A 12,421-nucleotide genomic window follows, 5' to 3' on the forward strand; every position below is an offset into this window, starting at 1 on the left:
GGTTTTTTCTATATTAGTTTTAGATTTACGGCTATCCTGACTGAAGAAAAAATTCTTATAACATTGTGGCAAGCGCTTTTGTACTGGATAGAAAGGCGTAGGATTAAGTAAAAGGGAGGCCTTCAATGAAGTCATTCAGCGAATTGGCTTACAGTGTAAAATATGAAATAACCGGCTCGAGAACAAGAGTTAATCATAAAGATCCAGCATTAGAATTAATTGGTGAAGGCAGAAGTGCTTTTGTGTTCAGAATTAACTCTACAAATAAAGTAATAAAAGTATTTTTCGCGCCTTTTTGTCATCTGGCAAAAGAGGAGGCTGAAATATACAAAAAACTAATCGGCATTCCATCTTATCCGGAATTATATGAATTTGGAGCAAATTATTTAGTTATTGACTATGTAGACGGAAACACGTTATTTGACTGTCTAGTTAAGGGAATAATGGTCACAAGCGACCATATAAAAGAAATTGACTCTGCTCTTTTACAAGCAAAGAAAAAGGGACTAAATCCGTCAGATATTCATCTAAGAAATATTATGATCACGTCTCATGGAGATATAAAAATAATTGATGTTGCTCGTTTTAGACAAACAAAAAAGTGTTCACAGTGGATAGACCTGAAAACAGGATTTTATCACTATTATAAATATCGGATTTTCCCTAAAAAAATACCTGCGTTTCTTTTAAATACAATAGCATTCTTTTATAAGAAAAAATTAATTCATCGTTTTTTTATTAAGAAATCAAATTTAAAAAATAAAATGGCAGGTTGATTTCAAGGGGAACTAAGTAGTAAATTAATCATTCTAATAAATTGTGATTTCAAAAACTGCTAGCCATTGAATACTTTAGACAGTGAAAGAAATTCTTTCGCTGTTTTCTTTTCGTTGCTCAGTTTTTCTTAATGGAAGATACTATCGTAATTATTATGTTAAAGTATTTGAGAAGTTAGAAATACATTCGGTGGGGAGAGTTTCCATATGTCAAAACCAATGATTGCTGTTTTACCGCTCTATGACAAGGCCAAAGAAAGTTACTGGATGTTACCAGGGTATATGAAAGGGATTGAAGAAGCAGGGGGAATTCCGGTCATAATGTCCTTGACTGCAAATGAAGAAGATATTTTGGCAATAGCAGAGAAGTTTGATGGATTTCTTTTTACAGGAGGTCAGGATGTAAATCCAAATCTCTATGGTGAGAAAAAAGAGAATTATTGTGATGAAATCTGTGAAGAACGAGATTTTATGGAGGGGATTCTCTTTAATCATGTTTTGCGGCTAAATAAACCTGCATTCGGAATTTGTCGTGGATTGCAACTTTTTAATGTTTTATTAGGTGGTACACTTTACCAGGATATTGCTGCACAACGGCCTGGAGAAAATCAGTTAGAGCATAAACAAACTGTCTCTTATGATCAAGCGGTCCATCAAGTATACATACAGAAAGACAGTACTTTTTATAACATAATGAAAAAGGAAGTAATCATGGTTAATAGCTTACACCATCAAGGAATTAAACATTTAGCTGACTCACTAGTCCCTGGTGCTAAATCTGAGGATGACCTTATTGAGGCTGTTTATATACCAGGGAAAAACTTTGTTTTAGCAGTGCAATGGCATCCGGAATTTAATTATCACATTGATGCAAACTGCGCTAAGTTATTTCTCGAATTTGTAAAATCGTGTGAACTGTCGTTAAAAATTACAAAACCTGTGGTCGAAAATATAGAATAATGAAGGAAATTATTGTAAAAAAAAGGGTACGGAAAAAGTGTTAAAACCGCTTTTAAACGTACCCTTTTACGAAAATGAAATCAAGTTCTCCATACATTGAACTGGAAAAATACAAAGATAATATTATATTTTTTTATTGTGTGGTTTTTCAATTTCGCGATTATGTGACTCAGGGTGTTCGATTGTACGATCAGGGAGACTTTCAGTAGGGGTTTGATTGTTGGTTAACGTTTTATTTTTATTCGGATTTCGTTTTTTCATTTTTTCCTCCTTGAAGTAATTAATAAAGATAGTTTAAGTAAGTTTTAGAAATCTATACGATAAAGTTTTTAAAAGTTAGAGGATAGAAACAAAATAAATAGACACCTTATTAATTGGAGGTGTCTGCTTCATGAAAAAAAGTAAAGAGGTATCTTTTCTAAGGATTACGACAATGGTTGCATTATTTCTCTTACCTTTTGCAATCTATAAACGTTCATTCAAAGATTGGATAATCGTTTATCTAGTTAGTTGCATCGGGAATACATTTGCCGACCGCACTCTCGTTTCTAAAGGCTATGTCAAATATAAAATAAGACCGAAATCAAAAATGTTTTCTGTACATCTTCCATTTGATCTAATCCAGTATCCTTTAGCCTTACTTTATTATAATCAGTGGACACTAAACAGCAAAATTACCGGGATATTCCTAAAACTTTTAGTTTTTGTTATACCACAGATTATTATTGAAGCAATAGCTGAAAAAAAGACAGATTTAATTACCTTTAATAAGGGTTGGAAATGGTATCATTCTCTTCTGTCGATGGCTATGAAGTTTTTGCTCTGCCGGCTTATAATTGCTTTTATTAGAAAACTAAATACTAAAAAAGTAACCATCTTAAGTGATGCCCAATTTAGAGAGTAAAACCTTAGAAAAGTTTGAGCACTAATTCTACGGGGAACATGTAGAAAGATTAAGAGAAAAAGGAGTTGATTTTTAAATGAAAGTATTAATTATAGGTGCAAACGGTAAAGTTGCGAGACGTAGTTTACAGCACTTTAAAAATTCAAGTAAACATGACGCTGTAGCGATGATTCGAAAAGAAGAACAAGCATCTGAATTGAAAGAATTGGGTGCTACTGAAACGGTCATTGCAGATCTTGAAGGAGACATTTCCGAAGCATTTAAAGGAATAGATGCTGTCGTATTTGCAGCTGGATCCGGACCTAGCACCGGAGCTGACAAAACAGTTCTCATTGATTTATGGGGCGCTATAAAAACGATAGACGAAGCAAAAAAGAATGGGATTAAACGGTTTGTTATGGTTAGCGCTATAAATGTGGATGACCCGGAAGCAGCACCCGAAAAAATGCGTCATTACGTGGTAGCTAAAAAATTGGCGGATGATCACCTGAAAGCTAGTGGTTTGGATTATACGATTGTAAGACCAGGTTCTCTAAATAACGAAGATCCAATAGGCAAAATATTGCTAGAAGAAAAAATCGGACATCGAAATGCCGAAATTACTCGTGCAGATGTTGGGCATGTAGTTTTTGAAACATTGGATAAGACAAATACTTACGGTAAAATCTTTGAGGTTTTAAACGGTGAGACACCAATTGAAGATGCCATTAAGAAAGTTTAAAGAAGCCCAGTAGCGAACAGCGACTAATACTGTTCGCTACTTTAATAAATTGTTACATCGTTTTCTTTCCATCTACTTCATTAAAAGTTATTTCAGTATGTTTTGTATCCACTTTAAGTTCTTCTTTAAAAAATCCTTCTACAACCCACTTAATCCAGAATTCCATGAAAGAATCCACTATATCCCCATTGGGGAGTGATGCTTTTTCTTTTACTGCACCTTCTTCAAATTCATATTCATACTCTAGTTCTAAACTATTATAATCAAATTCTACGAAAATATTCTCTTTACTTTTTTTAACTTCTATATTCGAGATATCTATAGGGGTACATTTGATATAAATCTCTGCTATTGAATGAAAGGCACTTTCAAATCTCTCATAAAGTTTTTCGGAATTATATAATATATTAACAGTGACAGTGTTTTTCTTCACAACTAACTCTCCTTTTATAATTACATTCATAAATATTTGATAATAACACTAAACTGAGTGTCTAAAACCAGTTTATATCAAATGTATATCATTAGTACATAAATTTGTGTTTAAATATAGAAAAAAATTGACTAAAGAACCTCATTTTCATACGGTAACTTGGTATTACAATAAATTAATGATTAAAATAAAAGAATAGATGACAAAGTTTTAGTAGTTTTAGCTGTATAATAAGTATTTAAATGCTAATATAATGGTACAATAGCTAATAGGAAATTTTTATCAAAAGTTTCAAATATGAAAGGGATTGAATAGTTTGAGTAATAACGAAACAAAAGCACAATTACCAGAGAACTTTAGTGAATTAAAGAAATCGGTTAATAGAATGTCTAATTGGAGAGCTCGTTTAGATGCGGTTGATGAATTAGGTCAGTGGAAACACCGCGAAGCAATTGAACTTTTACAGCACAGTATGAGTGGAGATCCTGTATATAGAGTCCAGGTTGCCGCCTACCGTAAACTCGAAGCTTTAGGTGAAGACGTAACAATGCCGAAACAAAAAGACGAGGATCCTATCAAAGGCACGAAAAAAATCCTAGTCAGAATTAAGAAAAGTCTGCCTGAGGATCATTCTTATGAAGATTTCAAAGAAAAAGTGAAAAAAATGAGAATAGATGTCTACGATACGTATGAAGGTGAAAAAGGTACTGAGTTTGATAAATGGCTGGAACAAACTTGGTCAGAATTACGCACAAGATAAATGTAGAGGTTAATTTAAAGCATGCCCATCACATTCTAGTGATGGGCATGCTTGTTATAAGTTGGTTTATAACCAATTACAAGGTCAAACTAATATCTCCATCTTCCGTAATTTCAACAGTGGAGTAACTTTCAAATGTTTCCATATTCGTAATTTCGTGCTCGATTGGTTTGGCGAAAGTCTCCATATACTGTTGATACCTTTCCGGATCTTTAATGATATGATAATAAAATACTTTTTTACCTTCTGATTCTCGCATATCCATCAGTGAAAATCTTTCCTCAAATTGCTCTTTAAACCATCCCCTTGCTTGATCGTGATTTACAAAGTTAGGCATTTCATTACTCAGACTTATAAGATCTATGTTCATTATCTCACTCCTTTATCTGAGGTTTATTTTGTCCTCTTTCTTCAGGAAAATTCGGATAATTTTGTTCACTTTATTTGGATAAAGCCGATTATCTAACAAATAATACATCTATTAAGCAGTTCAATTCTGTTCAGAATCCGTTAATTAATATATAATAAATGAAATACCTTACAGGGAGTGAAAGAATTGGAAGATGTTCCACTTAGTTTAATATTGTTATTTATCGTACTTCTTTTTTTATCAGCGTTTTTTTCATCAGCTGAAACGGCTTTTTCTAGTGCAAATCGTATTCGTTTAAAATCGATGAAAGATAAAGGTAATAAAGGGGCAGGTAAAGCTCTTTATATAACAGATCATTTTGACCAGGCGCTATCAACAATTTTAGTAGGAAACAATTTGGTGAATATTGCTGCGGCAACAATCTCAGCTCAGGTTGCCACTCGAATTTTTGGGCCGAATTTAGGCGTTTTTATTAGCACATTTGTTGTTACTATTCTTGTGTTAATTTTCGGAGAAATATTACCGAAATCCCTAGCTAAGGAATATGCAGAAACCTTCTCTTCGAAAATATCAGGAATTTTACTTTTGCTAATTAAGATTCTCCATCCAGTTAACTGGATTTTTCTCCAAATTAAAAATGGTGTATCTTTATTAATTGAGAAAAATGAAGAAAGCCCTTCAAATACGGAAGAAGAATTAAAAATGATGGTTCAAATAAGTGAAGATGAAGGAGTCATTGGTATAAATGAAAAGGAACTTGTTCATCGCTCTTTCGATTTTAATGATATTATCGTAACGGAGGTGTTTAGACCTCGAACGGACATGATTGCATTAAATGTAACGGATAGCATTGAAACGATTAAGAACAAGTTTTTTGAACAACGCTTATCAAGAATCCCAATTTATGAGGGTAATATTGACAATATTATTGGTATATTATCTGAACGTGATTTTTTAACATCATATATTAAGAACAATGTTGAAATAAAGGAACTGCTTAGAGAACCAATTTTTGTTGTGGAGTCAATGAAAATAAATACATTACTGCCGCAACTACAAAAAGAAAGAACCCATATGGCGATTGTTATTGATGAATATGGTGGAACTAGTGGTCTTATTACACTTGAAGACATTCTAGAAGAACTTGTAGGTGAGATTTACGACGAACACGATAGCGAAGTGAAGTTGTTTAAACAAGTAGATCCATCTACCTATCTATTTCACGCCGATTACCCGTTGGACGGTTTTGCTCGAGTGACTGGAGTAGAACTTCCTGATACGAGTTACCATACACTTGGTGGCTGGTTATCAGAAGAATTTCAACGCATTCCTCATAAAGATGAAGAACTTCGGTATGAACATACACTGCTTAAAATACATGAGTCGGATGAACGACGAATTCGGTCCATTATGGTAAATACACAACAGTAGTATTGTACAAGAGAATATATAAGCATCCCATAAAACTGCGTTCTCTTTCAGAAGGGATGCAGTTTTGTTGTTTAAAGAAATCTTTCTGCTGCACACACCCGCAAAAAAATTAATGACAATGATGAGCATTTTAATGCCAGTTTCGGTATAATAAACAAAGTGCTTAAAAAGCGTATCAGTATAAATGAACGTTGTTTTTGGTGGATTTGCTTCTAATAACCAATCTTTATGTGAAAAAACTTAAAAGAATAAATCTATGATGAAATATCAGGTGAATAAAATGAAACATGTAGAAACTAGAAAAGAAAAACTCCAACTATTTATAAGAATTTTATGGCCTATAATGATTACTCAAGTCGGGATGTTCGCCATGAATCTGGTGGACACCATTATGTCCGGTCGAGTTGGAACAGATGACCTAGCAGGCGTTGCCATTGGTTCTAGCTTATGGATGCCTATTTTTACAGGAATAAATGGCATATTATTAGCAGTTACAACAATCGTTGCTCAGCTGATTGGAAGTGGTCGCCGCGATAGAATATCAGAAACGGTGACTCAAGGTTTGTATTTATCAATGGTGCTTGCATTTCTCGTAGTCATTAGTGGGATATTTTTGCTTGAACCTATATTATCTATTATGAATTTAACAGAGGCAGTAAATCATATTTCATTTCATTATTTAATTGGTTTATCCTTTGGAATTGTTCCGCTGTTTTTAGCTAGTGTATTACGAAATTTCTTTGATGGACAAGGGTTTACACGAATAACGATGATTATCATTCTTTTAGCGGTACCTTTTAATGTTTTTCTGAACTATGGATTTATATTTGGTAACTTTGGATTACCTGCCCTAGGGGGGATCGGCGCTGGATACGCCACTGCAGTTACGTATTGGATAATCTTGGTGTTTAGTATTTGGATGACGTTTAAGGTTTCAGCAATCAAACATTACAAAATATTTGTAAAATGGATGAAGCCATCATGGACTACCTGGAAAGAACAGCTTTCCATTGGAATTCCTATCGGGCTTTCCATTTTCTTTGAGGCAAGTATTTTTTCTGTCGTTACCTTGTTAATGGGGATCCTGTTTACGACCGTTACGATAGCAGCGCATCAAATAGCACTAAGTTTCACCTCATTAATTTTTATGATTCCGTTGAGTATTTCAATGGCTTTAACGATTGTAGTAGGTTTTTCAGTTGGAGGAGGTAAACTGGAAGCAGCTAAGCAATACGGCCGTCTTGGTGTATTAGGAGGAATTGGTTTTCTCGCAGTAGGGGCAGTTTTTCTTTATTTTTTCAGAGAACAAATTGCCTATATTTATACCGAGGATAGAGAGGTAGTGTTAATGGCTGGTCAATTCTTTATTATTGCGATCATTTATCAACTGTCCGATGCTGCTCAAGCTTCTCTACAAGGTGTATTAAGGGGATATAAAGATGTGAAGATTCCTTTTATCATTGCATTTACATCCTATTGGATTATCGGTATACCTGCAGGCTATTATTTAGCTGCATATACACGATTAGAACCTTTCGGACTCTGGGTTGGAATTACATTAGGTTTAACTTTTGCTGCAATTGGGTTTCAAATCCGACTACAAATAGTCCAACGACGTGCAGAATTAGAAATTGCAAAGAAGACATTGAGCAGTAAGTGATGACATGTTGTGCAAACGATAGTCAAATAATTATCGTTTCTCTTTTGCTTTCATTGGAATATCTCTTTCGTTCTAAGGGGCTTATGTTAGTATTGTCTTTATTATATTAAAATAAAAGACGACCTATTGAAAAGGGGAAGTAAAAAATGGATTTTAAGGCAGTAGATGATTTAGTGGAGTTAGTTAATCTTCTTATAGAAGGAACTATTTTTGTATCTCGGACAACAGAAGAATCTCTTTCGATTGTTAAAGCAAGTGATGAAAGATTCTTTAAAGATGGTCAGTCGATTCCGATAGCTGATTCTTTTTGACATAATATTTATTTTAGTGGTCGGGAACCACTTTTAATTAATGACACTCACAGTCATCCTTTAACTTTAGAAAAATCTGTCATATATAGTTCAAATATTCATTCTTATCTAGGTGTTCCGATATTATATAAAAATGGTGATATGTTTGGTGCCTTATGTGTCATGGATTCTATAAAGGGTGATTTTAAAGAAGAAGATGTTAAAATACTTGAAAAATTTTCCGCATTATTCACTAGTGTAATTGAACTGGAAAAACAGGTGACTTTTGATTCTTTGACTGGACTATATACTCGTAATTATCTTTATGAAAATTTTGATAATCTTATAAATAAGGGTACATTAATGCTTCTCGATCTAGATGGCTTCAAACAAGTCAATGATAATCATGGACATGATGTTGGTGATATTGTCTTGAAAAAGGTAGCAGAGCGTATTACGGAAAATTTATCTGAAGATGGAATAGGAGTTAGAATAGGTGGTGACGAGTTTGTTATCTATTTTCCGAATTTACTAGAGATTACTTCCATTAAGGATAAAGGAAAATCTATTAAAAACGCGTTATCTGATTGGGATTCTCTCCCTTATAACGTAAATATTTCTGCTAGTATTGGAATTGTAAAATTTTACAGCAATGAGTTAAATTTATCAACCCTTTTAAAAGTAGCCGACACTGCAATGTATCATGCAAAAAACAAAGGTAAAAACTCCTGTCATTTTTTGAGTATCTAAACTACTTATAACATGAAAATTCTAATCAGAAATGACCTTCCAAATATCAGAAACTGTATACACTAGCTTTTTTTACGCAAGCGAACGGCTTATTATCATAGCTGTTTGCTTTATTTACATTTGCCGATTTTCATGGTTAACAAGCGGCAATTCTTAAGATGTAGAGAAGCCTAATATTTATTATATTGCATAATTAGTGGTAGTATATTATGAGTTGTTCCTATAATTTTAAATGAATTAAATGTAAGTTGAATATCTACAGAATGGAGATGTCGTTTTGGAAACGAAAGAAAATACAGAAGAAGTACCGAGTTATAACCGAAATTTAATAGTAATCGTTCTGCTAGCTGGCGGTTTTGTAGCGATCTTAAATCAAACCCTAATGGCTATAGCTGTCCCTCATATAATGGCTGACTTCCAGGTTACGGAGAACACAGCTCAATGGGTGACGACCATCTTTTTGCTTGTAAATGGGGTAATGATACCGATCACGGCCTTTTTGATTGAAACTTTTACAACACGTAAATTATTCATCACTGCTATGGCACTTTTTGGTATCGGTACACTCATTTGTGCTTGGTCCCCTACGTTTAGCGTCCTGATTGCAGGCAGGATTGTTCAAGCAAGTGGGGCTGGAATAATTCTTCCGTTAATGATGACACTCTTTTTAACTATATTCCCTGTTGAAAAACGAGGAGCTGCAATGGGGTTAGTAGGATTAGTTATATCCTTCGCACCGGCTATAGGTCCAACTCTCGCAGGGTACATTGTTCAAAATTATGATTGGAGAGTGATGTTTTATATCATTTTCCCATTTATAATCATTGATATTCTTCTTGCCTACCTATTATTAAAAAATGTAACGAAACGAACTTTTCCTAAAGTTGATTTTTCTTCCATAGCTCTATCAACCCTTGGATTTGGTGGATTGTTGTATGGATTTAGTAGTGCTGGAAACCAAGGTTGGTTCAGTGCTACAGTAATTGGTTCGATTTTATTGGGTGCTGTTTCACTTACATTGTTCATCCTGCGCCAATACAAACTTAAACAACCGATTCTTGAATTCCGAGTCTTTCAAAATAATACATTTACACTGACAACGATCCTTGGTGTCATCGTATTCATTGGTTTAGTTGGTGCACAAACCATTTTACCGATATACATGCAAAACATGGCCAATTTCTCTGCTTTAGAATCAGGGATTATGATCTTCCCTGGTGCCTTATTAATGGGATTAATGTCTCCAATTACTGGTCGGATCTTTGATAAAATAGGAGCAAGAAAATTAGCGATTACAGGAATGGGACTAATGACAATAACTACATTTATGTTTACTAACTTAACTGAGACTACTTCATTAACTTATTTAACGATTGTATTTGCTATCCGAATGGCAGGAATGTCGATGGTTATGATGCCTGTAACAACGGCTGGTTTAAATCAATTGCCTTTAAGGTTAATTCCTCATGGGACAGCAATGAATAATACGATGAGACAAGTAGGAGCGTCTATCGGCACAGCTATATTAGTAACGATTATGACGACGACCGCTCTTAATATAGGGAATAGTCCAACATCAAGTGATCTCATCCATGGCGTAAACATCACTTTTTGGGTCATCTCTTTCGTTACATTAGCAGGTTTTATCATGGCGTTCTTTTTAAAGGGAACAACCCCTGCAGAAGATAGAGCAGCTCAGCTGGATAGCAATAAATAAAGGACACTATTAAGATCAGAGGAGGATGTGTCAAAAGGTCTTGTTGCCCTTTTGATACATCCTTTTTCTAGCAGTCTGATCAACCTGCAAGATTATTAAATAAAAGTACTTCTTGTTAGCGAGTCGTATAATTAGATACAATAGAAGTATGAGTTAATTTTGATTGACAAAAACTCGAATCAAGAAATATTAATAAGGGGTTAAATTGTGAAAGGGATGTACATACATGGATCATTATCAACGCAAAATTGTGATTGCCCTGCTGATTGCGACTTTTTTATCTGCCATTGAGGTTACTGTAATTAGTACGGCAATGCCCAGTATCGCGAAAGATCTTGGAGGGTTTGATTTAATTAGTTGGGTATTTGCAATATATCTCTTAACATATGCGGTTACGACACCGATTTTTGGTAAACTAGCTGATATTTTTGGCAGGAAAAGGATATTCATAACTGGGGCATCTTTATTTTTAATAGGTTCTGCTTTGTGTGGACTTGCACAATCGATGGAACAACTCATTATTTACCGAGCGCTTCAAGGAGTTGGGGCAGGGGCATTGTTGCCGATGACGTTCACAATTGTTGGGGATGTTTTTAAATATGAACAGCGTGCAAAAGCTCAAGCACTTATTGGTTCAATATGGGGAGTCGCTGGGGTTTTCGGACCGTTAGTTGGGGGATTCTTTGTAGATTTTTTCACCTGGCATTGGATATTTTATATCAACATCCCATTTGCTCTTGTATCTATGTATTTAATAGGTAAAAATCTAGAAGAAAAGATTGATAAAAGAAAACGTACCATTGATTATTTTGGAGCTATTACCTTTATCATAGGGACAGGAGCGTTACTTTACGCATTACTTTCTGGTGGGAACGAGATAGGGTGGGGTGAACCTACGATGTTTTATTTGTTTGGAATTGCGCTCCTTTTTTTAGTAACTTTTGTTATTATTCAGTTAAAGGTTCAAGAACCAATGCTACCTTTCTATCTTTTTAAAAATCGTCATTTATTAATTGCTAATCTCTGTGGTTTGTTGCTCGGATCTATTTTAATTGGATTAACTGCTTATTTACCCTTATGGGTGCAAGGAGTTCTGCTTTTGGCAGCAACTTCTTCAGGATTAACATTGATACCTATGTCTATCGGCTGGCCTTTAGGTGCTTTTTTTAGCAGTCGCTTTATTGTTAAAATAGGAACAAAACCACTTGCACTTGCTGGCGTTATATTTATTGCATTAGGCTCACTTTCTCTTACCTTTATTTCAGTTGCAACGCCAAATGTCGTTTTAATTGTAATTATGTTTTTTGTAGGGTTAGGATTTGGTTTATCCATGACTGTTTTTACGGTGATTGTGCAATCTTCCGTCGATTGGAACAACAGAGGAACCGCCGCATCGTCCAATGCATTTTTGCGAACGTTGGGCCAAACACTTGGTATTACTGTGTTAGGGACTGTACTTAATCAGCACATTGGAGGTCAAACAAACGACGGTGCAGATGTTGCTCCCGAGCTTTTAGGTGCTGGGCTTCACTCCGTCTTTATTATCTTAGTAATTCTAGCAGTTGCCTGTGTTCTCGTAACAAGTTTACTTCCCAAAGAATTGCCGGAATATGCGTATAAGGAAAACGAAGTTTCTAATGAATCTTAGG

At 34.7% G+C, this 12,421-nt stretch carries 14 protein-coding genes; 11 read left to right on the forward strand and 3 right to left on the reverse strand.

The annotated features are described in order from the left end of the window. Positions 1-125: 125 nt before the first annotated feature. Both ACHABW_RS12365 and ACHABW_RS12370 read left to right on the forward strand, forming a co-directional pair. A complete protein-coding gene (locus ACHABW_RS12365; protein ID WP_435755592.1) occupies positions 126-776 on the forward strand; it encodes a protein kinase family protein in 651 nt (216 codons plus the stop codon). A 207-nt stretch (positions 777-983) separates the two neighbouring features. Beyond that, positions 984-1,736 carry a gamma-glutamyl-gamma-aminobutyrate hydrolase family protein gene (locus ACHABW_RS12370; RefSeq protein ID WP_435755593.1) on the forward strand — a complete coding sequence of 251 codons (753 nt, stop codon included), beginning with the start codon at positions 984-986 and terminating at the stop codon, positions 1,734-1,736. 123 nt (positions 1,737-1,859) lie between these two features. Here ACHABW_RS12370 and ACHABW_RS12375 read toward each other — a convergent pair whose 3' ends face one another. Further along, a complete protein-coding gene (locus ACHABW_RS12375; RefSeq protein WP_435755594.1) occupies positions 1,860-1,997 on the reverse strand; it encodes a hypothetical protein in 138 nt (45 codons plus the stop codon). 130 nt (positions 1,998-2,127) lie between these two features. Here ACHABW_RS12375 and ACHABW_RS12380 point away from each other — a divergent pair, with 130 nt between their 5' ends. Beyond that, the gene (locus ACHABW_RS12380) at positions 2,128-2,640 is read left to right on the forward strand and encodes a CBO0543 family protein (protein WP_435755595.1); all 513 of its coding nucleotides are present in this window, start codon (positions 2,128-2,130) and stop codon (positions 2,638-2,640) included. Positions 2,641-2,716: 76 nt separating this feature from the next. Continuing rightward, positions 2,717-3,361, forward strand: a complete 645-nt coding sequence (locus tag ACHABW_RS12385) for an SDR family oxidoreductase (protein WP_435755596.1) — start codon at positions 2,717-2,719, stop codon at positions 3,359-3,361. Between the two features lie 52 nt (positions 3,362-3,413). Here the strand turns inward: ACHABW_RS12385 and ACHABW_RS12390 are convergent, their stop codons facing one another. After that, positions 3,414-3,794 carry a hypothetical protein gene (locus ACHABW_RS12390; protein ID WP_435755597.1) on the reverse strand — a complete coding sequence of 127 codons (381 nt, stop codon included), beginning with the start codon at positions 3,792-3,794 and terminating at the stop codon, positions 3,414-3,416. Positions 3,795-4,110: 316 nt separating this feature from the next. Between ACHABW_RS12390 and ACHABW_RS12395 the strand changes: the two genes are divergently transcribed. Continuing rightward, positions 4,111-4,554, forward strand: coding sequence for a HEAT repeat domain-containing protein (locus ACHABW_RS12395; protein WP_435755598.1), 444 nt, complete (start codon positions 4,111-4,113; stop codon positions 4,552-4,554). Positions 4,555-4,630: 76 nt separating this feature from the next. Here ACHABW_RS12395 and ACHABW_RS12400 read toward each other — a convergent pair whose 3' ends face one another. After that, positions 4,631-4,924: a hypothetical protein gene (locus tag ACHABW_RS12400; protein WP_435755599.1), complete on the reverse strand. Its 294-nt coding sequence runs from the start codon at positions 4,922-4,924 to the stop codon at positions 4,631-4,633. 186 nt (positions 4,925-5,110) lie between these two features. Between ACHABW_RS12400 and ACHABW_RS12405 the strand changes: the two genes are divergently transcribed. The 6 genes from ACHABW_RS12405 (at position 5,111) to ACHABW_RS12430 (ending at position 12,420) form a co-directional block, all read left to right on the forward strand. Then, a complete protein-coding gene (locus tag ACHABW_RS12405) occupies positions 5,111-6,355 on the forward strand; it encodes a hemolysin family protein (RefSeq protein ID WP_435755600.1) in 1,245 nt (414 codons plus the stop codon). A 280-nt stretch (positions 6,356-6,635) separates the two neighbouring features. Next, complete coding sequence (locus ACHABW_RS12410) at positions 6,636-8,015, forward strand: MATE family efflux transporter (RefSeq protein WP_435755601.1); 1,380 nt, start codon at positions 6,636-6,638, stop codon at positions 8,013-8,015. A 146-nt stretch (positions 8,016-8,161) separates the two neighbouring features. After that, positions 8,162-8,326: a hypothetical protein gene (locus ACHABW_RS12415; RefSeq protein WP_435755602.1), complete on the forward strand. Its 165-nt coding sequence runs from the start codon at positions 8,162-8,164 to the stop codon at positions 8,324-8,326. A gap of 6 nt (positions 8,327-8,332) precedes the next feature. Then, complete coding sequence (locus ACHABW_RS12420; RefSeq protein WP_435755625.1) at positions 8,333-9,055, forward strand: sensor domain-containing diguanylate cyclase; 723 nt, start codon at positions 8,333-8,335, stop codon at positions 9,053-9,055. A 277-nt stretch (positions 9,056-9,332) separates the two neighbouring features. Beyond that, a complete protein-coding gene (locus ACHABW_RS12425) occupies positions 9,333-10,772 on the forward strand; it encodes an MDR family MFS transporter (RefSeq protein ID WP_435755603.1) in 1,440 nt (479 codons plus the stop codon). Positions 10,773-10,998: 226 nt separating this feature from the next. After that, complete coding sequence (locus tag ACHABW_RS12430; RefSeq protein WP_435755604.1) at positions 10,999-12,420, forward strand: MDR family MFS transporter; 1,422 nt, start codon at positions 10,999-11,001, stop codon at positions 12,418-12,420. Position 12,421 lies beyond the last annotated feature (1 nt).

This window comes from Salipaludibacillus sp. CF4.18 (assembly GCF_051262595.1).
Taxonomy (GTDB): Bacteria; Bacillota; Bacilli; order Bacillales; family Salisediminibacteriaceae; genus Salipaludibacillus; species Salipaludibacillus neizhouensis.